The sequence below is a fragment of the Pseudomonas sp. NPDC089734 genome (assembly GCF_044748865.1).
Lineage (GTDB): Bacteria > Pseudomonadota > Gammaproteobacteria > Pseudomonadales > Pseudomonadaceae > Aquipseudomonas.
The window spans coordinates 21,944-45,042 of sequence record NZ_JBIVGV010000016.1 but is presented as its reverse complement, the minus strand read 5'-3'; the positions used below and the strand labels follow the sequence as shown (position 1 = coordinate 45,042).

Below are 23,099 nucleotides of genomic sequence, written 5' to 3'. Positions count from 1 at the left end.
CCTCACTTCATGTCGGGCGGCGTGCTGAAGGTGTGATAAGGCGCAGGCGAGGGCAGCGTCCACTCCAGCCCGTCAGCGCCGTCCCAGGGTTTGGCGGGGGCGGGCGGGCCGCCACGAATGGTCTTGATCACGATGAACAGGAAAAACAGCTGGGTTGCACCGAAGGTGAAGGCCCCGATGGACGACACCATGTTGAAGTCCGCGAATTGCAGGTTGTAATCGGGAATACGGCGCGGCATGCCTGCCAGCCCCAGAAAGTGCATGGGAAAGAACGCCAGGTTCATCCCCACGAAAGACAACCAGAAATGCAGCTTGCCCAGGGTTTCGTCATACATGTGTCCGGTCCATTTCGGCAGCCAGTAATAGGCCGACGCAAAAATGCCGAAGATCGCACCAGGCACCAGAACATAGTGGAAATGCGCCACCACGAAATAGGTGTCCTGATACTGGAAATCCGCCGGCGCTATCGCCAGCATCAGCCCCGAAAAGCCGCCAATGGTGAACAGAATCACGAATGCCACGGCAAACAGCATCGGCGTCTCGAACGTCATGGAGCCTTGCCACATGGTGCTGACCCAGTTGAACACCTTCACCCCCGTCGGCACGGCGATCAACATCGTCGCGTACATGAAGAACAGCTCGCCCACCAGAGGAATCCCCACCACGAACATGTGGTGCGCCCACACGATGAAGGACAGGAATGCAATGCTCGCCACGGCGTAGACCATAGAGGTATAGCCGAACAACGGCTTGCGCGAGAACGCGGGAATGATCGAACTGACTGCGCCGAAGGCCGGCAGGATCATGATGTACACCTCCGGGTGCCCGAAAAACCAGAACACATGCTGGAACAACACGGGATCCCCGCCACCGGCGGCATTGAAGAAGCTGGTCCCGAAATGGATATCCATCAGCATCATGGTCACGCACCCGGCGAGTACCGGCATCACCGCAATCAGCAGGAATGCCGTGATCAGCCAGGTCCAGACGAACAGCGGCATCTTCATCAGCGTCATGCCCGGTGCCCGCAGATTGAGAATGGTTGCGATCACATTGATAGCGCCCATGATTGAGCTGATGCCCATCATGTGAATGGCAAAGATGAAGAAGGTCACGCTTTCCGGCGCATAGGTCGTGGAGAGCGGGGCGTAGAAGGTCCAGCCGAAATTGGGGCCGCCACCCGGCTGAAACAGGGTGGAAACCAGCAGCAGAAACGCGGCAGGCAACAGCCAGAAGCTGAAGTTGTTCAAGCGGGGCAACGCCATGTCAGGCGCGCCGATCATCAGCGGAATCATCCAGTTGGCCAGGCCGACAAAGGCGGGCATGACCGCACCGAAGACCATGATCAGGCCATGCATGGTGGTCATCTGATTGAAAAAGGCCGGTTCGACGATCTGCAGGCCCGGCTGGAACAGCTCGGCGCGGATCACCATGGCGAACGAGCCGCCAAGCAGAAACATCGTGAAACTGAACCACAGGTACATCGTGCCGATGTCCTTGTGATTGGTCGTCAGCACCCAACGCATCAGCCCCTTCGCGGGGCCATGGGCATGTGCCTCGCCATGGTCATCGATCACTGCACTCATGTTCGATCTCCTCCGTTCATGGCTGTGCCTGCTTGAGGGCCAGCACATCCCTGGGGCTCACCATGTCGCCCTTGTCGTTACCCCATGCGTTGCGCTCATAGGTCACGACCGCTGCAATATCGACCTCCGAAAGCTGCTTGCCGAACGCAGCCATGGCCGTCCCCGGCTTGCCGTGGAACACAATATTCAAATGCCCTTCGATGGGGCCGGTCGCGACGGGTGACCCCTTGAGTGCCGGGAACAGCGGCGGCATTCCCTGACCCTCAGCCTGATGACACGCCACGCAAACAGTGTGATAGACCTTGTCGCCCTGCGCGATCAGTTCTTCCCGGGTCCAGTCCTTGCTGGTCAGCGCCTTGAGCCTTGCGCTCTCTTCCTTGCGCCCGGCCAGCCAGGTTGCATAATCCGCAGGGCTCTTGGCCTCCACCACAATGGGCATGAAGCCATGATCCTTGCCGCATAACTCGGTGCACTGGCCTCGGTAAATGCCCGGCTTTTCAATACGGGTCCAGGCCTCGTGGACAAACCCCGGAATGGCATCGCGTTTGACAGCGAAAGCGGGCACCCACCAGGAATGAATCACGTCGGCCCCGGTCACCAGAAACCGGATTTTCTCGCCCACCGGCAACACCAGCGGCTGATCGACTTCCAGCAGGTAATGCTCGCTCTTGGGATCACGGTTGTGGATCTGGTCAGTGGAGGTCGTCAGATTGCTGAAAAACTCGACATCCTGGCCCAGGTACCGGTAATGCCACTTCCACTGATAACCGGTGATCTGGATATCGACATCCGATTCACTGGCGTCGTACATGCTGATCAGGGTCCGGGTCGCCGGAATCGCCATGGCGACCAGAATCAGAAAGGGGACGAGGGTCCAGAGGATTTCGACGGTCGTGTTGTCATGGAAATGTGCAGCTGTCTGTCCGGTGGAGCGACGATGTACAATCATCGACCAGAACATGGCGGCGAACACTACACATCCGATCACCACACATATCCAGAAGATGGTCATGTGCAGGTCGAATACCGCATTGCTGACGACTGAAGCGCCAGGGGCCATATTCGTTATCCAGGCCGCATGCGTCTGGCCAGATACTGGCCACAGCGCACAGCCCATCCAAACGTATGGACGTCGCTTCATCGCGGGGTCCCCCCAGGCGTGTTATCCGGCAGACTCTATCTGCGGCCAAGGGAGCGGCTTCCGAATTCACTGACACCATGACCGGATTGCTGCGGTTACAACTAGCGGTCATCAGCCAACTTCCTTCACAGGCGAGTATAGACATAGCCAGAAGGTGCGCAACGAAAGGGAAAGAGCCTCTCAGTAGAGGGCGTCACTTTATTAAGAACACACGATAAAACGTCGGAAAGTGCCTTTTAATAACCAATACATATAAGTTTTACTTAGTTATGAAAAATGCGTCTTAGGGGGCGGTCCAATCAAGCTAACGTATGACTTCCCATTTCGACTAACTCACCTGGTTTTAAGCCGTCAGGAGCCTTCATGAACACCGCCGCATTGCGCGAGCAGATTCAGCGTGCACATCAACACGAAGCCGAAACAGGCCAATTGTTAAAGCAACTGGAAACTCAACTACCGCATCTTCACCCTGCCATCAATTTGCCAGAAATTGATGCCCGGGGCGTTCTAACACGCTTTGTTTCAGCCTATATCGAACTGGTTCCGGACTTGCTGGACGCGGCCCACGAAGTTGCTGTTCAGGCCGGCATTGAAGGACAGATAAAACCCGTCCTGAAAATTGCCGAACATTTCTTCATTGCACCGCCTGCCATCATGGACGGTCACGAAGGTCTCGACAGTCTGCTGGATGAAGCCTACCTGGCCCATCGCCTGGTAGAAGAAGTGAATGACCTCTATATCAAGCATTTTGGTCAGCCGCTGATTCCGTCCAATACCACGGTCGCCAGCCTGATTGCCCATCAGTTGATTGGCGAGACATTTGCCAACCAGCTCGATGAAGCCGTACACCATGCCGTTGATCAGTTGCTCGACGATGACAGCTTTGCTTTGGAGTCGGTCGAGGTCTATCGCGGGCGTCTCAACAGCCCCGACACCGAAGCGGCGTGGAAGCGCTGGCCGTGTCTGTCACGCCAGCTGGGCATCGGCCTGGAGCTGGAACGCCCCGAGGCCTGATACGCAGGATTTAATTCACCATGTCTTTGCGAGCAAAGGAAGGAGAGCCGGCAGGCGCTCCGCTGCTTCGCGAAGACGCCCACCCTTGGGCACGTTTACCTTGCGGTAGCCGCTCCCACTCCCGTCGTCGTGTACACACGCCCTTCCAGGCGACGCTTCAAGCCACGCGACTCGATCACCAGCTTCGTCCCCTGAGCGGCATTGGCACGCCCCCACTCCTCCAGCAACTCCAGGCAAGAGTGGTCGATATAGCTCAGATTGTTCAGCGGCACATGTACGGTGCTGCCTTGAGGAATGCTGCCCAGCACCTTGGTCAGCGCAGGCACCTTGAGAAAGGTCGCTGCACCCACCAGACGCAATTCCACTTCACCCTCGGGTTCCAGCTGAACCAGGCTGATCTTCAGGCGCGAAGCCTTGAGTGCCAGCTTGACCAGCGTCAGACCGAAACCGACCAGCACGCCGGTCAGCAGATCCGTGAAGATGATCGAGGACGCCGTGGCGGCATAGATGAACATCGGCATGCGCCCATAACGGCCCAGACCACGGAACGCCTTGAGATCCACCAGCTTGAGACCGGTATACACCAGCACACCCGCCAGACTGGCCACCGGAATGCTTTGCAGCACGCTCGACAGCAGCAGTACGAAGGCCAGCAGCCAGAGGCCATGGAAAATCGTCGAGAATCGTGTCGTGGCACCCGCCTGAACGTTGGCCGAACTGCGGACGATCACACCCGTCATCGGCAGCGATCCCACCAGCCCGCACAGCATGTTACCCACGCCTTGTGCACTCAGCTCCTTGTCAAAGTCAGAACGCTGGCCATTGTGCATGCGGTCAACCGCCGCCGCCGAAAGCAGGGTTTCAGCACTGGCGATGAATGCCACCGCGATGGCGGCAATGATGATCGCCGGATCGGCAAGGCTCATGAGGTCCGTAGGGCGCAACCAGTCGATGGCATCGGCCAGGTTGTCCGGGACTTCCACACGCTTGACCTGTAACGCCAGGGCAAGGCTGATGCCCGTTGCGATACCGACACCCAGCAAGGCACCGGGAATGAAGCGCAGCGACTGAGGCCGCAACTTGTCCCAGGACCACATCACCAGAATGGTCCCCAGCCCCAGCATGCCGGCCTGGATGCCTGAACCCGGACCGATGGCCTGAATCAGCGTGGTCGGAAAGGCCACCAGATTATCCAGCCCGGACGGCTTCGGTCCGCCATCGAACATCACATGCACCTGTGACAACACGATCAGCACACCGATACCGGCCAGCATGCCGTAGACCACTGCCGGGGCCGTCACACGGAACCAGCAACCGAGCTTGAAGCGCCCGGCCAATACCTGAAGCAATCCCGCCAACAACAGGATCGGCCCCAACATGGCCATCCCGTGTTCGCGCACCAGCTCGAACACCAGTACCGCCAGACCGGCTGCCGGGCCGCTGACCTGCAAGGGCGACCCTGCCAGCCAGCCGACGACCAGTCCACCGATGATGCCGGTAATCAATCCCTTGGCCGGGGGCATGCCCGAAGCAATCGCAATCCCCATGCACAGCGGCAGGGCAACCAGGAACACCACCACGGAAGCGAGCAGCTCCCGTGGTAAAACGGATTTCAGTTCTGTAGTACCCATGATGCTTCTCCGGGATCTCTTCAGACGTAACAAAGCCTGGCAGCGCGCATCCTGCGCAGCCGCCATAAGCTAAAAGAGGGTTTACCGCGGGTCGTGCTTTAAGTCAGACGACTAGAAACGCGGTTTCGGGGTCGCCATGGGTGTCGGGCCATCGCCGTCGAGTGGACGGAAACGATCCAGTTCAGAGTCGTAAGCCAGGATTTCACTGGTTTCGATGCTGTAGACCCAGCCGTGGATGAACAACTGACCGCTGGCCAGTTTTGAGGCAACAGAAGGGTGAGTGCGTAGATGCTGAAGCTGAGCGATCACGTTTTCCTGAGTCAGGACGTGCATGGTTTCTTTTTCGCCGCTGCAACTGCAGTTGTCATCAACGACCGTACGCGCCACCTCGGCATGACGCAGCCAGGCTTTGACCGTCGGCATTTTATCCAGGGTGTGCGGGTTGAGTACGGCACGCATGGCGCCGCAGTCGGAGTGACCGCAAATGATGATGTGCTGTACGCCCAGTGCGGAAACGGCATATTCGATAGCCGTCGAGACCCCGCCATTCATCTGGCCGTAAGGTGGAACGACGTTGCCGACGTTACGGGTGACGAACAGGTCGCCAGGGGAACTCTGGGTAATGAGTTCAGGCACGATGCGCGAATCTGCGCAGGTGATGAACATGGCGCGAGGCGATTGTGCCGTGGCCAGTTTCTTGAACAATTCTTCCTGCTTCGGGAAAACCTCATGACGAAAATGCATGAAGCCGTCCACGATGTGCTGCAACGCTACCTCAGCACTTTCCACCCCTTGTTGACCACTCGCTGAGGTAGCCGACTGCTGTTTATCCATGTCTCTCATGTCTTCATCCTCTCTGACGGATTGATGTGGATTTTTCATGCTTTCTCTTTGACCCGTACCGGATGTGGGACCTTCTGCCTGGCATCGCGAACAAATCCCTTGAACGCTACCGCTGGCACCACTCCGATTTACAGATTAACCACTCAAGCTTAAGTGAAACTGAATGCGACAGCTCTAGGACGAGCCCTCTTGTATTCAGAGCACACTCAAAGGAGTGACATCTGCCCTCCCGGCGGACAAAAAGCACTGCAATCCAGGTTAAAGCTCTCGCGGCGATTGAGCCCCAAACGTCTGGTCGCCATCGCGTAACGCCTGGCCAGCAGGTCTGCAAAAGGCCCTTCACCCCGCATTCGCGACCCGAACTCGCTGTTATAGAGCTCACCGCCCCGGCTTTGACGCATCAGACTCATCACATGTTCCGCCCGTTGCGGATAATGTGTCTTGAGCCACTCGTCGAATAACGGTGCCACCTCCAGCGGCAGGCGCAACATCACATAACTTGCACTCAGCGCCCCGGCCGCCTTCGCCTCGCTCAACAGCGCCTCCAGCTCACTGTCATTGATCATGGGAATCATCGGCGCACACAGGACACCCACCGGAATACCGGCCTGACGCATCACCCGAATGGCCCGCAGGCGAGCCTTGGGGGCCGCCGCCCGGGGTTCGAGAATGCATTTGAGTTCGTCATCCAGCGTAGTCAGGCTGATGAATACCGACACCAGATTGAGCCTGGCCATTTCGGCCAGCAGGTCGAGGTCACGCAGAATCAGCGAACCCTTGGTGATGATGGACACGGGATGGCGATAACGCAGCAATACCTCAAGCGTCGCACGGGTGATGCGGTGTTCCCGTTCGATTGGCTGGTAGGGGTCGGTATTGGCACCCAGCGTGATCGGCGCACACCGGTAACCGGGTTTGGAAAGCTGTTGCTCCAGCAGGGCGGCCGCATTGGTTTTGACGATCAGTTTTGTTTCGAAATCCAGCCCCGGCGACATGTCCCAATACGCATGGCTGGGCCTTGCAAAACAATAGATGCAACCATGCTCGCAGCCCCGATACGGGTTGATGGAGCGATCGAACGGAATGTCCGGCGACGTATTGCGAGTGATGATGCTCTTGGCCGTTTCGCTGATGATTTGAGTCCCCTGGGTCAGAGGAACCTCCTGATACCAGCCATCGTCTTCGGCAACGGACCGGCTGGGAGCAAAGCGATTGTGCGGGTTGCTGGCGGTGCCGCGGCCGCGGATCGAAGGAGAGCTGACCATGGGAATAAACTCGAATACTGTTTATTTATACAGTACAGTAAATTTCACGCCTTGCCCGAAAAAATACTGCCTGCCTGACCGATGGACAGTGCCCGATGCAGGCCGGGCATGAGGTTATTCAACGACTCAATGAATTCGCCTTGATTAAAAGGCGGTAACAATAAGCCGGTTCCACTGAACACCTGAGTCCTTTATTACTGCTCGCCAGGGCACTCATTGAAGAGCGCTCATGACACTCACCGGTTCAACTGACCGGGTCTTAAAACACTGAAAAGGACTTCAGTCGTGAATACAAAACATGCCTTTCATGCCCTGATCGGGGCCTCACTTCTGTCGATGGCTCTGACTTCCGCGCACGCCGCCAACTTCGCGGACAAAAACAAACCGTTCGACCAGTATCACTGGGTCACCACCCATAACTCCTATGAAAAGATCAATCAGAACCTGGCCGAGATGCCCAGGCAACTGAACGATGGGGTCCGTGGATTCATGCTCGACCTCTATCCCGACAAAAAGCCCGGTATCAACCGCATCAAGGTGTGCCACAAGACCATCGCCTGTTACGGCCCGCTCGGCAATCAATTGAAGAATGAGTTCATCCCGTTCCTGAAAAACAATCCCTCGGAAGTTGTAACGATCCTTTTTGAAACCTATGTCAACCGTGACAACCTCCAGGAAGTGTTCAGCGCCATCCCGGAGCTGGCTGATTACTCGTTCAACCCTGCCAACTTCGGCTCCGGAAAATGGCCAAGCCCGGCGGAAATGGCTCAGAAGAACAATCGCCTGATCCTCATGACTGACAAGCGGGAAGCAAGCGGCAACTACACCGTCGGTTCAAAGACCATCACGGTACTGTTTGATCAGGACTGGCTGACGCAAAACCAATGGGACACCCTGGGGACTGTCGCTTCCAACATTTATGCCGCCCATAACTTCTCGTGCCCGACACGCTGGAGTTCAATACCTCTGGATACCGCCACGGTTGCGAAATCGACAGGCAAATCATGGAATCGCCTGTTCCTGATGAACCAGTTCCACACTGCAACGTCCACCGTGCCGGACTCTGCCAAGTACGACAACAACCTCACCTACCTGATGCGGCGTGCCGCCAACTGCGGTGTAAAACCGAACTTTGTCGGCGTCAACAACTACCAGAGTGGCGATACCCTCGCGTATACCCGCGCCTTGACGCAGGGAGGCATTTATTTGTGGGAAGGTGAGAACGCGGATAAAAAGCGCGATGCCGTCTGCGTCATTCCAAGTGGTGCCAGGTCACTTGTTCTGCCTGCCCAGGGATGTGAAAACGATGAGGCTCAGTCCATGTCGTTATCGGGTATCGCACAAGGCACCCGCATCACGGTATTCGACAATCCCAGTGGCAACCGGTCGGATGACTACGCCATTATTGATGTCAAACGCAACATCGGTATAAACGAAGACATTGTGATCCCGTCATTTGAACAGCATCGCGATAACGCAAATTATCAAATCGTCTTTGCCCGCAATAATGGCCTGAGCGGCAAGGTGTCCCGTATTGAAGTAGGCAAAACACCGGCCAACTTCTCCGATGCCGCCGTCGTGATGTATGAAGGCAACAACGCCAGCAAGAACATGGACTGCACGATTCCGTTGAATCGCTCGCATAACGTCAAGATGAAAAGCAACGGCTTTGGTTGCTCCAATGACGAGATTCGCTCTGCCACTATCCTGAAAGCCAAGGCCGGCACTAGCTTCAGCCTTTACGGCCATCCTGATGGAAACGCCTCACAAGGCAGAACCAACGTCACGATCAAACGCGACATTCGCGTGCCTGTCGTCATTCCGAGCTTCAACAAGTCTTATGAAAATGGCGATGTGAAGGTCGAGGCCAGCCAGTCGATTGATGGCAAGATTTCGTTCGGTTATTTCAATGGCGCCCCATGAAGCCCTAAATGCCTGACACGGATAAAAAAGAGGCGCTCCCTGGAGCGCCTCTTTTTCTTCACGGGTTCAATGCGGATCAACCGGTTTCTTCAGCTTGGGGTTCGGGAAAAACTGTACGCCCTGAACCTTGGGGTCCGCCGGTTTTGGCGTGACCTTGTTGACCCGCGTGCCCAGTTCTCTGGGAATCGACAGACCCTGTGCGTTGAGCGTATCGCTGTAGCCACAGCCCACGCATTCACGATGGGGAACGTCATCTTCGCTCCACATCATCAGTTTGTCGGACTCGCTGCACGCCGGGCAGACAGCCCCGGCGATAAAACGCTTCTTGGTAATGACTACCGGCGTATCGGTCATGCTGCCGCTTCCTCGCTCAAACCACTGTGACGCAAGAGTGCGTCAATGGAAGGTTCGCGTCCGCGGAAATCGACGAACAGCACCATCGGTGCCTGAGAGCCGCCACGGGCCAGGATGGCTTCGCGGAAGGCACGACCGGTTTCGGCGTTGAGCACACCGTCTTCCTCGAATCGGGAAAACGCATCGGCAGACAACACTTCAGCCCATTTGTAGCTGTAGTAACCCGCGGCGTAACCGCCCGCGAAGATGTGCGCAAAGCTGTTCGGGAAGCGGTTATAGGCTGGCGGACGCATCACCGAGACTTCATCACGGATGCCTTCCAGCACCTCCAGCACACCACGGCCATCACCATGGGTGGCATGCAGCTCGAAATCGAACAGCGAGAACTCCAGCTGACGCACCATCATCAGGCCCGACTGGAAGTTCTTGGCGGCGAGCATTTTTTCCAGCAGGTCCTGAGGCAGCGCTTCGCCGCTTTCGTAGTGGCCGGAAATCAGCGCAAGGCCTTCAGGCTCCCAGCACCAGTTTTCCATGAACTGGCTCGGCAGCTCGACCGCATCCCAGGCCACGCCGTTGATACCGGAAACACCGGCATGCTCGATGCGGGTCAGCAGGTGATGCAGGCCATGACCGAATTCGTGGAACAGAGTGGTGACTTCATCGTGGGTCAGCAGGGCTGGCTTGCCGCCGACAGCTGGCGTGAAGTTGCACACCAGATTCGCCACCGGGCTTTGCAGCCGGCCTTCGGCGGTACGACGACGGTCGCGGGCACCGTCCATCCAGGCTCCGCCACGTTTGTTGGCGCGGGCATAGAGGTCGAAGAAGAAACGTCCGACATGCTGGCCGTTTTCCTTGATCTCGAACAGGCGAACATCCGGATGCCAGGTGTCGAAACCTTTCTGCTCGGCGATTTCAATGCCGTACAGACGCTGGACAATGGCAAACAGGCCGCTCAGGACTTTATCGATCGGGAAGTAGGCTCGCAGGGTTTCCTGAGAAACGCTGTAGCGTTGCTCGCGCAGTTTTTCGCCGTAGAAACCGCTGTCCCAGCTTTGCAGATCCGGGCAACCCTGCTCGGCGGCGTACGCCTTGAGCTGCTTGAGATCCTGTTCGGCAAACGGTTTGCTGCGCTTGGCCAGATCACGCAGGAAGCTCAGCACCTGATCGCTGGACTCGGCCATCTTGGTCGCCAGGCTCAGTTCGGAGAAGCTGGCAAAGCCCAGCAGGGTGGCCAGTTCCTGACGCAGATCGAGAATCTGATCCATGACCGGACCGTTATCGTTCTTGCCTGCATTCGGCCCTTGATCCGAAGCACGGGTGCAGTACGCCGCATAGACTTCTTCGCGCAGGGCGCGGTCTTCGGCGTAGGTCATCACGGCGTAGTAGCTGGGGAATTCCAGAGTAATCAGGAAGCCTTCCAGATTCTTGGCCTTGGCGGCGGCCGCCATTTGCTGTTTGGCCGACTCGGTCAACCCTGCAAGAGCGGATTCGTCAGCTACCAGTTTGGTCCAGGCCTGAGTGGCATCGAGCAACTGGTTGGAGAACTGGCTGCCCAGTTCCGACAGCTTGCTTTGCACTTCGGCGTAACGCTTCTGCTGCTCGGGCGGCAGGTCGATGCCCGAAAGGCGGAAGTCGCGCAGCGATTGCTCGAGAATGGTCTTCTGGCCCACATCGAAGCCAGCGGCCTCAGGGCTGTTGGCCAGTGCTTCATAGGCCTGGAACAGCTCGCGGTTCTGACCCATTTCGGTGGAATAAGCGCTCAATGCTGGCAGGCACGACTCATAGGCTTCACGCAGCTCGGCACTGTTGCAGACCGCGTTCAGATGGCTGACCGGGCTCCAGGCTGCGCCCAGGCGGGCATTCAATTCGTCCATCGCCAGTACCAGGCCGGCCCATGTCGGTGTCGAACCCTGTCTGGCGAGAATATCGGCAATCGCGGCACGGTTATCGGCCAGGATCTGCTCGATGGCAGGTTTTACGTGCTCGGCACGGATCGCCGAGAAAGGAGGCAGGTCGTACGATTGCAAAAGAGGGTTGTTCGCGCTCACGGTTTTGCACCTTGGCTGGAAGAAACACTCACGCATCTTAATTACAATCGACGCCGACCGCAGCATTGAAACCCGCATCACTCGTCTATCACGACCAAAGAAGGAGCCTATCGTGGCCATTCGCAAGTTCCAGGACCACACCCCAGCCCTTGGCGAACGTGCTTTCGTCGATCATTCCGCCGTGGTCATCGGAGACGTCGAGATCGGTGCCGACAGCTCGGTCTGGCCGCTGACGGTCATTCGTGGCGACATGCATCGCATCCGCATCGGTGCCCGCACCAGCGTGCAGGACGGCAGTGTGTTGCACATCACCCACGCCGGGCCGTTCAACCCCGACGGCTTTCCCTTGTTGATCGGGGACGAAGTGACCATCGGCCATAAAGTGATGCTGCATGGCTGTACGATCGGCAACCGGATTCTGGTCGGCATGGGCACCACGATCATGGATGGCGCGGTGGTGGAGGATGAAGTCATCATCGGCGCGGGCAGCCTGGTGCCGCCGGGCAAGGTGCTGGAAAGTGGTTTCTTGTATGTGGGGCGACCGGTCAAACAGATGCGGGCACTGACAGAGAAGGAAGTCGCCTTTTTCCCCTACAGCGCGACCAATTACGTGAAGCTCAAGGATCAGCATCTGGCCGAAGGCTACGACCAGCCCTGAGTTATCCACAGGCCCTTTCTACGCATTCACTGGCGAGATCCCATGCATTACCAGAATATTCTGTTCGACCTCGACGGCACCCTGACCGACCCACGCCTGGGGATAACCCGCTCGATCCAGTTCGCACTGAGCCGACTGGGTATCGACGAGCCGGATATCACCAAACTGGAACACTTCATCGGCCCACCGCTGCTGCAAGCCTTCATGCAGTTTTACGCCCTGGACGAAGCACAGGCCTGGGAAGCTCTGGGTTTCTACCGCGAACGCTTCAAGGTCACCGGGCTGTATGAAAATCAGGTGTTCGAGGGCGTGCCGGAACTGCTCGAAGCCTTGAGCGGGCAGGGAAGAACGCTGTACATCGCCACGTCAAAGCCTTGGGTGTTCGCCCATGAGATCGCCCGGCACTTCGACTTTGCCAGGCATTTCAAAGTGATCTACGGCAGCGAACTGGACGGCACCCGCACCGACAAGGTGGAGCTGATCGCTCATTTGCTGGAACAGGAAAAACTGGACCCGAACCAGACCTTGATGATCGGTGACCGCAAACACGACCTGATCGGCGGGATACGTAACGGGCTGGATGTGGCAGCCGTGGGGTATGGCTTTGGCAGCCATGAAGAACTGACCGCGCAATCGCCGACCTACCATTTTGCGACCATGGCCGAGATGCATAAGGCCTTTACGGCCACGTAGGAGCGGATTCATCCGCGAAGAGGCCGGTGAATCCGCAGTGGCCGAAACGCAGTCATTCGCGAATGAATTCGCTCCTACCGGGCGCTCGCGCTCATCAATTGCTGCAGGCGTGCCTTGCGCTCTTTGGTGGGCAGGTCGCCCAGCTTTTCTACCGCCTCGAAGAACGCAGGCCAGTCGCCCTTCACTTGTTTGAACAATGCCTCGAACGCTGGCACCCATTGGTCGTACAGCCCGAAGGGCAGCAGTTTGGCGTTGTTCATCGGTGAGTTGATCCACGCATCGAAGCGTTTGTCGCCGCCCCAGTGTTCATCGCGTTGCTGCCGATACTCACGGCGCAAGCGCTCGAACTCGGCCGCTTTGCGCTCACGCATCACCTCGACGGTCAGCGGCTGGCGATACAGCGCCTTGAGCCGCGTCCGGGTATCGAGCACCAGACGAATGAATTGATCCCGGCGTGTGGACTGCGAAACGCTTTCCGGTGCCAGCCCACGTGAAGCGCGCCATTGGCGAGTGCCTTCCTGTTCCACAAAGCTGGCGTAGGACTCGTTGAATTCGGTGTCGTCCTTCACATAAAAGCGCTGATGGGCGAGTTCGTGAAAGATCAGCGTCGCCAGGCGCTCATCGCCCCAGCCCATCATGGAACTGAGGATCGGGTCGTTGAACCAGCCCAGCGTCGAATAGGCTTCGACACCACTCAGGTAAACGTCCTTGCCAGCCTGGCGCTGCAAGGCCGCTTCGCCTCGCGCACCGCCCAGGCTGTAATAGCCGCGATAGGCCACGCAACCGGCAATCGGAAAGCAATGGGTAACGGGGTCCAGGGAAAACTCATCGGTCGCGAAGACGTTCCAGACCACATAAGGACGTCCCAGATCGGCGTACAGGCGATAGCTCTTGTTGTCCGGCAGATGCAGACGGGCGCTGGCGAAGGTACGGGCCTCCTGGGAGTACGCCAGGCGCTGACGCAATTTCGGGTCGCGGGAGGGATCGGCAATGATGTCCTGAATCGACTCACGCGCTTGCAGCAGATGGAGTTGCCCGCCCGCCAGTTGCCCGTAATACGAAAGGCTGGAGCAGCCACACAACAAAACCATCGTCACTACCGGCACACTGCGCCAAAGACGTAAAACATTGAGTTGTGGCATAGACGGGTCTTCACTACAGGGGATGAACGCGTTATGCAGGACAGCCAGGGTATTACGCAACTATCATCGTCATCCGCCCACTTCTGGAGCCTGACATGCGCCTCATTGCACTGACTCTCGCCCTCGGCACCCTTGTCGGATGCACGACACCTTTACCAGCTGTTGACCCGAACATGGCCTGGGTCGACATGCGAACCATGACCGGCAGGCTGGTGATGGCAGACAAGCTCGACGGCAAGAACACCGAAGATGGCCGCTACTTTCAGGTCACGCCCGGTCGTCATGAGCTACAGATCCGCTTCGATTATGAGTACCGCGCGGGCGGGCTGGGGCTGATCAGCGACGCCTACACCGACATCACGTGCTTCATCGATATCGAGTACGACCACTTTGCGGCCGGGCAGCGCTACATGATCGAAGCCCGCATTCTGGCCAATGACATCACCGCCAGGCTCTACGATGCCGAGCGCAAGGTCGTGGCCAGGGAAGGGGATATTCACTGCATCTGATCAACTATCGTTCTTTTGATAGATGATTTTCTTCGTGCCGTTTTCACAACTGCCCACCACCATGTTCTGATCGTGAACCTCCGCATTGGGCACGATTTCCAGCGTGTAGGAGGTGACGTTGTTGGCCTGGATCTTGGCCTCGATCTCGTCCTTGAGTTCTTCACAGGATTTGGGCGCCGCCAGAGCGTGGGTCGCGGCCAACAGGGTGCAGGTTGCAATCAGGGCAAAACGTTTCATGCTCGATTCCTTCGATGGGCCATACAGAAACTGTGCCCTGTATACGACCGCCATTTCCACCGTCGGGTTCTGGCCTCCCAGGAAATGACCCGGCCAACGTCGTGGCTCGGGTCATCGAGTGCAACGCTACAGGTCAGCCGAGCAGTGTTGCATCCAGCGTGATTCTGGCGTTCAGCACCTTGGAAACCGGGCAACCTTCTTTCGCCTGTTTCGTCAGTTCATCGAACTGCTGCTGGCTGGCACCAGGCACTTTGGCCTTGAGAATGAGGTGTACCGCCGTGATCGAAAAACCGCCGCTGTCCTGATCCAGTGTCACTTCGGCCTGAGTGTCGATGCTGTCGGCCTTGAAACCGGCATTACCGAGAATCATCGACAGCGCCATGGAAAAACAGCCGGCATGGGCGGCACCGATCAGCTCTTCGGGGTTGGTGCCCTTGCCGCCCTCGAAACGGGCCTTGAAACCATAAGGCGCCTCACGCAGCACACCGGTTTCCGTGGATATGCTGCCAATGCCGCTCTTGAGATCACCTTCCCAGTGGGCTGATGCTTTCTTGACGATGCTCATGGTGCCTCCTAATGAAATAGGTAATGTGTTTGAACCGTGACCAAGGTTCTGAGGATAGCCAGCCTTGGAAAGTTCAACGTTTAATTCCTAGCATTTCACTAGGTTTTTAGGGATAGCCATTGAAAAGCAGCGCTTGTGCCCGCACTGCTGTTTCATCGTGGGCTCTGCCCAACACATTTCGAGGAGAAACAGCGGCCTATGAAACGTCTGTCGGATGTAAAGATTTCCACCCTGGATCTGGTGCCCGTACGCCAGGACAAAGGCCCTGCAGAATCACTGCGCAACTCCCTGAGCCTGGCCCAACATGTCGAAAAGCTGGGCTACAACCGCTTCTGGGTCGCCGAACACCACAACATGGATGGCATCGCCAGCTCGGCCACATCTGTCTTGCTGGCCTATCTGGCCGGCGGCACCTCGACGATTCGCCTGGGAGCAGGCGGCGTCATGCTGCCGAACCATTCGCCACTGGTGATTGCCGAACAGTTCGGCACCCTCGCCAGCCTTTATCCAGGCCGGATCGACCTGGGTCTGGGACGTGCCCCTGGCTCGGACCAGATGACCGCTCGCGCCCTGCGACGGGAGCGGTCAGGCAGCGCCGACGACTTTCCCGAAGACGTCACCGAATTGATGAAATACCTGGGGCCACTGACTGCTGATCAAAAAGTGATCGCCGTACCGGGTTCGGGCACCAACGTGCCGATCTGGCTGCTGGGTTCAAGCCTGTTCAGTGCTCAACTGGCGGGGATGCGCGGGCTGCCTTACGCTTTCGCATCGCATTTCGCACCGCGCTACATGCATGAAGCGATTCGCGTCTATCGCAATCACTTTCAGCCTTCGGACGTGCTCGACAAGCCTTACGTGATGCTGGGCGTCCCATTGGTGGCCGCCGACACCGACGAACATGCCGAATACCTGGCGACATCGGTGTACCAGCGCATCCTGGCACTGATGCGCGGCCACAGCCTGATGCAGCGCCCTCCCGTCGAGTCGATGGACAAACTGTGGCTGCCTCACGAGAAGGAAGCTGTGGCGAGCTTTCTGGGGCTGGCGATGGTGGGCGGTCCGGAAAAGATCCGCGCCAGACTGGATGTCTTGCTGGAACAGACCGATGCCGATGAACTGATCTTCACCTGCGACATGTACGAGCATGAGGACCGGTTAAGGTCGTATGAGATCCTGGCGCAGGCCGCGCAAGGGTAAGTCTGTTCGCGAATGAATTCGCTCCTACAGTGTTGAGGGAGCGGATTCATCCGCGAAGGGCATCAACCGCGCTTGTAAATGAGCTTATTCCTGCCGCCTTCGCAGGAGCCGACCACTTTGGCGTCACGCACATCTTCAGTGCGGACAATTTCAAGGGTGAAGGGGAAATCGCCATGCGCCTTGATCTTCGCGTCGACTTCCGCCTTGAGCTCCTCGCAATTCTTGGCCGCCATGGCGGTTCCCGTAAGGCTCAGCAACGCCACTGCCAATAGCAACTTCTTCATCGATAACACTCCCTCGTCTGACAAATACAGGCACCCCGAAATGAAGCGCACAATGGCAACTGCCACACAGCAATTGCGTGGCAGTGAGCTTTATCTGTAGCGGAATTTATGGCAATCGGCCAGCGAAAAAATTCAGGCCCGTCAACTATTGGCGATGCGGAAGCCGACCTTGAGCGTGACCTGATAATGCGCCACCTTGCCATTTTCGATGTGCCCGCGGGTTTCGGTCACCTCGAACCACTCCAGCAATTGAAGGCTCTTGCTGGCTTCTGCAATGGCATTGCTGATGGCGTCTTCAATGCTGGTGGTAGACGAGCCAACCAGCTCGATCTTCTTGTAGGTACGGTGATCACTCATGGTCGTTCTCCCTGGACGTGTTCAGCCGTCGACAGTGGCGGCACTCATTGTTTCTGTCCGGGAAATGCGAAGAAAAGTTCAGCACTCAGCAACATTCCCATCGCACTTTCCAAAAAGCCTGGAGTCGGAAACAACACACGTACTCATCACAGCAGGAGATACACCATGGCTAGCAATTCACTTCGTAAAGCCTCGTTGCAAAGCATGGAAGCGGAGATCGAAAGCCTTCTCAAGTCCCTGGAAAGTCTCAAGGGCGATGCTTCGGAAGAGTCGCGCAAGACGCTGAAAAGCCTCAAGGCCAATGCCGAAAACGCCCTGAGTCATTCTCGCCATCTGCTCAGCGATCTCTATGAGGACGTGAAAGTCAAAACCCGCGAAAACGCTTTGGCCACCCGTGACTATGCCCAGGAACACCCATGGACGACGGCGGGTGTGGCCGTCGGCGCGATAGGCCTGCTCGCGGCCTATCTGCTGTGCAAACGCGGTAACTGATCATTTTTTGATCGGCTCAATGGAGCGTTTCAGCTCATCCCTCAACCATTGAGCCAATAGCTGCGCGCGCCCGTCAGCGGCGCGTCTGGGCACCCAGAGGGCAAGCTGCGCCGGGGTTTCACTGAAACCCCATGGCGCAACCAGACGCCCGGCCCGCAAGTCATCGGTCACCAGAGGTTCAGGCGCAATCGCAATGCCAAGGCCTGCCACGGCCGCTTCCAGCAAGTAATACAGGTGCTCGAAACCCTGCCCGTAACGCAATGCCTGCGGATCGATGCCGTTGTGCTGCGCCCAGCTCGGCCAGGCTTGTGGCCGTGACGTCGTGTGCAGCAACGACTCGCTCAATAGCGCCTGGGCCGGGGCCTGCTTCAACGCCTCGAAACCGGTGAAATGCGGGCTCAATACCGGGCCGATACGCTCGCTGGCCAGCTCGAAGACCTGCATGTCCGCAGGCCAGGGTGGCTCGGCAAACACCAGCAACGCATCCAGACCGGGGCGACGCGGGTCCAGATCCCCTTCACCTGCCGAGAGGTGCAGACGCAAATCCGGAAGCTCGGCATTCAGACGCCCCAGACGCGGGATGAACCAGCGCGCCAGCAGGCTGCCGGAACAACCCAGCACGAAAGGAGCCTCCGCGCTGCCCCGGCTCAACTCGGCGCACACCTCTCGCAGACGGTCGAAGGCTTCACCGCTGACATCCCGGAGACGAACCCCTTGATCTGTGAGTTTCAGGCCGCGCCCGTCCTTGCTGAACAAGGTCACGCCCAAGTGTTCTTCCAGGGCTTTCAGTTGACGGCTGACCGCGCCATGGGTCACGTGCAGCTGTTCGGCGGCCTGACTGACGCTGCCCAGGCGGGCCGTGGCTTCAAAAGCGCGCAAAGCGTTGAGGGGTGGCAGGTCTCGGCTCATGGTATCTGTGAGTTTTTCTGACAGGTTGCAGCGATCTTATCGGTTTTCATCCCGACGTGCGCTGGTTAAAGTGACCCCATTGCCGATCCGGCTCAATCCATTCGCCCAAGACTGCAACCGGAGCCCCCATGACCCAGACCCACTTTCGCAGCGGCCCTGACGCCAACGGCCTGTTCGGCTCATTTGGCGGTCGCTATGTGGCTGAAACCCTCATGCCGCTGGTGCTTGACCTGAATCGTGAATACGAAGCCGCCAAGGCCGACCCCGAATTCGCCGAACAACTGGCGTATTTCCAGCGTGATTATGTCGGCCGTCCCAACCCTCTGTATTTCGCCGAACGCCTGACCGAATTCTGTGGCGGCGCGAAGATCTACTTCAAGCGCGAAGAGCTGAACCACACCGGCGCGCACAAGATCAACAACTGCATCGGCCAGATCCTGCTGGCCAAACGCATGGGCAAGAAGCGTCTGATCGCGGAAACCGGCGCAGGCATGCATGGCGTGGCCACCGCCACGGTCGCTGCCCGTTTCGGTCTGCCTTGCGTGATCTACATGGGCGCGACCGACATCGAGCGTCAACAGGCCAACGTGTTCCGCATGAAACTGCTGGGTGCCGAGATCGTTCCGGTCACCTCCGGCACCGGCACCCTGAAAGACGCCATGAACGAAGCCCTGCGTGACTGGGTCACCAACGTCGAAGACACTTTCTACCTGATCGGTACCGTGGCGGGTCCGCACCCGTATCCGGCGATGGTCCGTGATTTCCAGTCGATCATCGGCAAGGAAACCAAGGCCCAGATGCAGGAAAAGGAAGGGCGCCTGCCAGACAGTCTGGTCGCCTGCGTGGGCGGCGGCTCCAACGCCATGGGCCTGTTCCATCCGTTCCTCGATGACGCCAGCGTCCAGATCATCGGCGTCGAAGCCGGCGGCCATGGCATCGACACCGACAAGCACGCCGCCAGCCTCAACGGCGGTGTACCGGGTGTCCTGCACGGCAACCGCACCTACCTGTTGCAGGACGAGGACGGTCAGATCGCGGATGCCCACTCGATTTCCGCGGGCCTGGACTACCCCGGCATCGGCCCCGAGCATGCTTACCTACATGAAGTGAAACGCGCCGAATACGTCAGCATCACTGACGAAGAAGCCCTGCAAGCCTTCCACCATTGCTGCCGGCTCGAAGGCATCATCCCGGCACTGGAAACGTCCCACGCACTGGCCGAAGCCATCAAGCGTGCCGCGACCCTGAGCCCGGATCACCTGATGGTCGTCTGCTTCTCCGGCCGGGGCGACAAAGACATGCAAACCGTCATGAATCACATGGCCGCCGCCGAAAAGAACCAGGAGAAGCCGGTATGAGCCGTCTTGAGCAACGTTTCACCCAGCTGAAAACCGAAGGCCGTGCGGCGCTGGTGACCTTCATCACCGCTGGCGATCCTGGCTACGACACGTCGTTGAAAATTCTCAAGGGGCTGCCCGCAGCGGGTGCCGACGTGATCGAACTGGGCATGCCCTTCACCGACCCGATGGCCGATGGCGTCGCGATTCAACTGGCGACCCTGCGCGCACTGGATGCCGGGCAGACCCTGCTGAAAACCCTGAAAATGGTCAGCGAATTCCGCGTCGACGACCAGACCACGCCGATCGTGCTGATGGGCTACTACAACCCGATCCATCGTTTTGGCGTGGATGCGTTCGTGGCTGCGGCCAGGGAAGCGGGTGTGGATGGTCTGATCATCGTCGACCTGCCGCCCGAGCACGATGCCGAGCTGGCCACGCCTGCACAGGCTGCGGGTATCGACTTCATCCGCCTGACCACGCCAACCACCGATGATGCACGCCTGCCACGTGTGTTGGAGCGCAGTTCGGGCTTCGTCTACTACGTGTCCGTTGCCGGTGTGACCGGTGCCGGGTCGGCCACGACCGAACACGTCACCGAAGCCATTGCGCGCCTGCGTCGCCACACACCGCTGCCGATCAGTGTCGGTTTCGGTATCCGTACGCCAGAACAGGCTGCTGCCATCGCACGTCTGGCCGATGGTGTGGTGGTCGGCTCGGCGCTGGTGGACAAGATCGCCACGGCCAAGTCCTCTGAAGAGGCCGTCGATGGCGTATTGAGCCTGTGCGCGGCATTGGCGGATGGCGTGCGCAAGGCCCGCAACGCCTGAAGGTAAAGATTCTGATACAGAGGAATCAATTCGCCATTAGTTGTCCTATACAGCAAGACACAAGGGGTTCACGACCAAGGTCCTGAGCCCCTTTTTTTGCTGGATTGAATGCTGAGGTAAACCTTCCATGAAACTGCCAAACCGTTTTGTCGCTGGCTTGGGCATTTTGTTGATCAGTGCCAGCCCGCTGTTGCAGGCCGCGCCACCGGATCAACGCGACGATCACGATAACCGCGGTGGCCAGCATCAACAGCAAGGGCCCGGCGGTTCCAATGACCGCGGTCATGGTAATCAAGGCCACCAGGATAACCGTGGCGGTGGCGGCAACCGTCCCCCCCAGGACTTCGGTCAGGTACGCCAGACCTTCCAGCAGCATCGCGATGTCATCGGGCGTGGCCAGCCATTGCCGCCCGGAGTCCATATCGTCAAGGGCAAACCGCTGCCCCGTGGCTACGGCAAGCGTCTGGACAGCCGTTCGCTGCAATACCTGCCACGTTATGACGGCTACGAATGGCGCCGCCTGGGCACCGATGTGGTCCTGATCGCCGTGGGCACTGGGATTGTCTATGCGATTCTGGATGGCGTGCTGAATTGATTCAAAGTGCCTGGCCTGAACCGCTGTTCAGGCCAGGCACATCGCTCACCCCTTGAATATCGAAACATCCAGAGGCCGGATCTCTCCCATCCAGATGGCATGTTCCGTGTGGTCGGCCAGTTCATCGCCCGTCAACGGGTGCAGAAAGACCGTCAGGCCGTTGCGATTGCAGGCCAGCCACAGAACGACATCGGCAAACTGCGAATGCCCGAACGCCAGTTGGCAGCTCCAGTCGGGGTGGGGCCCCACCCGTCGTTCGTGAACCCGCCCCATCTGCACGTCAAATCGTTGAGCGGCGGTTTCGCACAAGGCCCGGGCCTGTTCGAGAGTCTGTGCGTCGAAATAGACATGGGCGTGATAGCCCTGAGCATCCGGCATGACCCAGACCTCCTTGATTCAAGATGACGCCCAGTTATCCACAGATCAGGATCAGACCGCAATCGATGGCAATGGCTTGCCCGTCAATGAATCAACGCTGAGCACCTGCTCACTGGCCAGCCAGTCGACAAACCGCTGAACGATCTGCGAGCGCCGTTTGCGTTGCGGCAAGACAACGTAATAGCCATAAGCCGAAATCGCGGAGGCCGCGACCGGACGGCATAACAGGCCTTGCTCAAGCAGTTCGTCGACCAGATGTCGCCAGCCAATCGCAATGCCTTGCCCGCCAATCGCGGCCTGAATCAGCAGCGTGTAGTTGTCGAAGCGTAACTGGCCGGGGGCAGGGGCCTGAGGGATATTGAACGCCCGGAACACACCGGCCCAGTCAAACCAGTTGCTGCTGCCTTCACCGCGCAGATGCAGCAATGGAAACTCGCGCAAGGCCTCATTGGGCAACGGCGTATCACGCCCGGCCAGCAATTGTGGGCTGCACACCGGAAACACTTCCTCACTGAACAGCCAACGGCTTTCGCCCTGCTTGAAACGCCCATCCCCGAAGAGCACCGCCACGTCGATATCGGCGCGCAGCATGCTGTGGTTACGCTCGCTGGTCACCAGGCTGACGTCGACATCCGGGTTGTGCTTGTGAAACCGATGCAGGCGCGGCATCAGCCAGTACGAGGCGAAGGCAAAGTCCGTCGCCACCTGAAGCACCTCATGCTGATGCTGCTCGGTAATGGCGACCAGTCCGCTGTCCATGGACTGCAAACCGCTTTGCACATGGCTGAACAGAACCTCTCCGGCCTCGGTCAGTTCGATTCCCCGGTAGACGCGATCGAACAGACGCGTCGCCAGTTGCTCTTCCAGACGCTTGATCTGCTGGCTGATCGCAGGCTGTGTGGTGCCCAGCTCGATGGCCGCCGCCGTGAAACTGCGCAAGCGGGCCGCGGCCTCAAACGCACGCAGCAGGTCCAGGGACATCTCTCCAAGGGCTTCAAACATAAGCTGTACTTATCCTAGGCATTGTTTCGCGTGGGCTTTACCGCTAACTGTCAGGAATTCATCCTCGAAGGCAGCACTTTCGCATAACTGTTGACTATGGGATGCA

25 protein-coding genes are annotated in these 23,099 nt (G+C 58.3%); 10 read left to right on the top strand and 15 right to left on the bottom strand.

Annotated features, from left to right (window positions below; all coding sequences use genetic code 11):
- Window positions 1-2: 2 nt before the first annotated feature.
- Both ctaD and coxB read right to left on the bottom strand, forming a co-directional pair.
- A complete protein-coding gene (gene ctaD, locus ACIPY9_RS19030) occupies window positions 3-1,586 on the bottom strand; it encodes a cytochrome c oxidase subunit I (RefSeq protein ID WP_400704792.1) in 1,584 nt (527 codons plus the stop codon).
- 16 nt (window positions 1,587-1,602) lie between these two features.
- Window positions 1,603-2,727, bottom strand: a complete 1,125-nt coding sequence (gene coxB / locus ACIPY9_RS19025; RefSeq protein WP_400704789.1) for a cytochrome c oxidase subunit II — start codon at window positions 2,725-2,727, stop codon at window positions 1,603-1,605.
- Between the two features lie 363 nt (window positions 2,728-3,090).
- Between coxB and ACIPY9_RS19020 the strand changes: the two genes are divergently transcribed.
- On the top strand, window positions 3,091-3,741 hold the full coding sequence (locus tag ACIPY9_RS19020; protein ID WP_400704786.1) for a hypothetical protein: 651 nt from the start codon (window positions 3,091-3,093) through the stop codon (window positions 3,739-3,741).
- A 95-nt stretch (window positions 3,742-3,836) separates the two neighbouring features.
- On the opposite strand, the gene ACIPY9_RS19015 is transcribed toward ACIPY9_RS19020, so the two are convergent.
- From ACIPY9_RS19015 to ACIPY9_RS19005, 3 genes are all read right to left on the bottom strand, one after another.
- The gene (locus ACIPY9_RS19015; RefSeq protein WP_400704783.1) at window positions 3,837-5,372 is read right to left on the bottom strand and encodes a SulP family inorganic anion transporter; all 1,536 of its coding nucleotides are present in this window, start codon (window positions 5,370-5,372) and stop codon (window positions 3,837-3,839) included.
- Between the two features lie 111 nt (window positions 5,373-5,483).
- Window positions 5,484-6,215, bottom strand: a complete 732-nt coding sequence (locus ACIPY9_RS19010; RefSeq protein ID WP_400705008.1) for a carbonic anhydrase — start codon at window positions 6,213-6,215, stop codon at window positions 5,484-5,486.
- Between the two features lie 206 nt (window positions 6,216-6,421).
- Entirely contained in the window at window positions 6,422-7,480 is a 1,059-nt protein-coding gene (locus tag ACIPY9_RS19005; protein WP_400704780.1) for a PA0069 family radical SAM protein, read from the bottom strand.
- 489 nt (window positions 7,481-7,969) lie between these two features.
- Here ACIPY9_RS19005 and ACIPY9_RS19000 point away from each other — a divergent pair, with 489 nt between their 5' ends.
- Window positions 7,970-9,403 carry a hypothetical protein gene (locus tag ACIPY9_RS19000; RefSeq protein ID WP_400704777.1) on the top strand — a complete coding sequence of 478 codons (1,434 nt, stop codon included), beginning with the start codon at window positions 7,970-7,972 and terminating at the stop codon, window positions 9,401-9,403.
- 66 nt (window positions 9,404-9,469) lie between these two features.
- Here the strand turns inward: ACIPY9_RS19000 and ACIPY9_RS18995 are convergent, their stop codons facing one another.
- Window positions 9,470-9,757: a YheV family putative zinc ribbon protein gene (locus ACIPY9_RS18995; protein ID WP_400704774.1), complete on the bottom strand. Its 288-nt coding sequence runs from the start codon at window positions 9,755-9,757 to the stop codon at window positions 9,470-9,472.
- On the bottom strand, window positions 9,754-11,841 hold the full coding sequence (prlC, locus tag ACIPY9_RS18990) for an oligopeptidase A (RefSeq protein ID WP_400704771.1): 2,088 nt from the start codon (window positions 11,839-11,841) through the stop codon (window positions 9,754-9,756). The genes ACIPY9_RS18995 and prlC overlap by 4 nt, the downstream gene beginning before the upstream one ends.
- Before the next feature lie 76 nt (window positions 11,842-11,917).
- Here prlC and ACIPY9_RS18985 point away from each other — a divergent pair, with 76 nt between their 5' ends.
- On the top strand, window positions 11,918-12,463 hold the full coding sequence (locus ACIPY9_RS18985) for a gamma carbonic anhydrase family protein (RefSeq protein ID WP_400704768.1): 546 nt from the start codon (window positions 11,918-11,920) through the stop codon (window positions 12,461-12,463).
- A 42-nt stretch (window positions 12,464-12,505) separates the two neighbouring features.
- Window positions 12,506-13,156, top strand: coding sequence for an HAD family hydrolase (locus tag ACIPY9_RS18980; RefSeq protein ID WP_400704765.1), 651 nt, complete (start codon window positions 12,506-12,508; stop codon window positions 13,154-13,156).
- A 74-nt stretch (window positions 13,157-13,230) separates the two neighbouring features.
- On the opposite strand, the gene ACIPY9_RS18975 is transcribed toward ACIPY9_RS18980, so the two are convergent.
- A complete protein-coding gene (locus tag ACIPY9_RS18975; protein ID WP_400704762.1) occupies window positions 13,231-14,298 on the bottom strand; it encodes an aminopeptidase in 1,068 nt (355 codons plus the stop codon).
- A gap of 95 nt (window positions 14,299-14,393) precedes the next feature.
- Between ACIPY9_RS18975 and ACIPY9_RS18970 the strand changes: the two genes are divergently transcribed.
- A complete protein-coding gene (locus ACIPY9_RS18970; RefSeq protein WP_400704760.1) occupies window positions 14,394-14,807 on the top strand; it encodes a hypothetical protein in 414 nt (137 codons plus the stop codon).
- Here ACIPY9_RS18970 and ACIPY9_RS18965 read toward each other — a convergent pair whose 3' ends face one another.
- Entirely contained in the window at window positions 14,808-15,044 is a 237-nt protein-coding gene (locus ACIPY9_RS18965) for a DUF1161 domain-containing protein (protein WP_400704757.1), read from the bottom strand.
- Between the two features lie 133 nt (window positions 15,045-15,177).
- Window positions 15,178-15,609 carry an OsmC family protein gene (locus ACIPY9_RS18960; protein ID WP_400704754.1) on the bottom strand — a complete coding sequence of 144 codons (432 nt, stop codon included), beginning with the start codon at window positions 15,607-15,609 and terminating at the stop codon, window positions 15,178-15,180.
- Between the two features lie 198 nt (window positions 15,610-15,807).
- Between ACIPY9_RS18960 and ACIPY9_RS18955 the strand changes: the two genes are divergently transcribed.
- Window positions 15,808-16,809, top strand: coding sequence for an LLM class flavin-dependent oxidoreductase (locus ACIPY9_RS18955; protein ID WP_400704751.1), 1,002 nt, complete (start codon window positions 15,808-15,810; stop codon window positions 16,807-16,809).
- Between the two features lie 62 nt (window positions 16,810-16,871).
- Here the strand turns inward: ACIPY9_RS18955 and ACIPY9_RS18950 are convergent, their stop codons facing one another.
- A complete protein-coding gene (locus tag ACIPY9_RS18950) occupies window positions 16,872-17,093 on the bottom strand; it encodes a DUF1161 domain-containing protein (protein ID WP_400704748.1) in 222 nt (73 codons plus the stop codon).
- Window positions 17,094-17,234: 141 nt separating this feature from the next.
- Window positions 17,235-17,450, bottom strand: a complete 216-nt coding sequence (locus ACIPY9_RS18945; protein ID WP_400704745.1) for a dodecin — start codon at window positions 17,448-17,450, stop codon at window positions 17,235-17,237.
- A gap of 165 nt (window positions 17,451-17,615) precedes the next feature.
- Between ACIPY9_RS18945 and ACIPY9_RS18940 the strand changes: the two genes are divergently transcribed.
- Window positions 17,616-17,942 (top strand): YqjD family protein, encoded by a 327-nt coding sequence (locus ACIPY9_RS18940; RefSeq protein ID WP_400704742.1) that lies wholly within the window; start codon window positions 17,616-17,618, stop codon window positions 17,940-17,942.
- On the opposite strand, the gene ACIPY9_RS18935 is transcribed toward ACIPY9_RS18940, so the two are convergent.
- Window positions 17,943-18,851, bottom strand: coding sequence for a LysR family transcriptional regulator (locus ACIPY9_RS18935; RefSeq protein ID WP_400704739.1), 909 nt, complete (start codon window positions 18,849-18,851; stop codon window positions 17,943-17,945). It abuts the gene before it with no gap.
- A gap of 128 nt (window positions 18,852-18,979) precedes the next feature.
- Here ACIPY9_RS18935 and trpB point away from each other — a divergent pair, with 128 nt between their 5' ends.
- The 3 genes from trpB (at window position 18,980) to ACIPY9_RS18920 (ending at window position 21,613) form a co-directional block, all read left to right on the top strand.
- Window positions 18,980-20,209, top strand: coding sequence for a tryptophan synthase subunit beta (gene trpB / locus ACIPY9_RS18930; RefSeq protein WP_400704736.1), 1,230 nt, complete (start codon window positions 18,980-18,982; stop codon window positions 20,207-20,209).
- On the top strand, window positions 20,206-21,018 hold the full coding sequence (trpA, locus tag ACIPY9_RS18925; RefSeq protein WP_400704733.1) for a tryptophan synthase subunit alpha: 813 nt from the start codon (window positions 20,206-20,208) through the stop codon (window positions 21,016-21,018). Before trpB ends, trpA begins: the two co-directional genes overlap by 4 nt.
- Window positions 21,019-21,145: 127 nt before the next feature.
- Window positions 21,146-21,613 carry an anti-virulence regulator CigR family protein gene (locus tag ACIPY9_RS18920; protein ID WP_400704730.1) on the top strand — a complete coding sequence of 156 codons (468 nt, stop codon included), beginning with the start codon at window positions 21,146-21,148 and terminating at the stop codon, window positions 21,611-21,613.
- A 45-nt stretch (window positions 21,614-21,658) separates the two neighbouring features.
- Here the strand turns inward: ACIPY9_RS18920 and ACIPY9_RS18915 are convergent, their stop codons facing one another.
- Both ACIPY9_RS18915 and ACIPY9_RS18910 read right to left on the bottom strand, forming a co-directional pair.
- The gene (locus ACIPY9_RS18915) at window positions 21,659-21,991 is read right to left on the bottom strand and encodes a DOPA 4,5-dioxygenase family protein (protein ID WP_400704727.1); all 333 of its coding nucleotides are present in this window, start codon (window positions 21,989-21,991) and stop codon (window positions 21,659-21,661) included.
- A 51-nt stretch (window positions 21,992-22,042) separates the two neighbouring features.
- Window positions 22,043-22,993 carry a choline sulfate utilization transcriptional regulator gene (locus ACIPY9_RS18910; RefSeq protein WP_400704724.1) on the bottom strand — a complete coding sequence of 317 codons (951 nt, stop codon included), beginning with the start codon at window positions 22,991-22,993 and terminating at the stop codon, window positions 22,043-22,045.
- Between the last annotated feature and the right edge of the window lie 106 nt (window positions 22,994-23,099).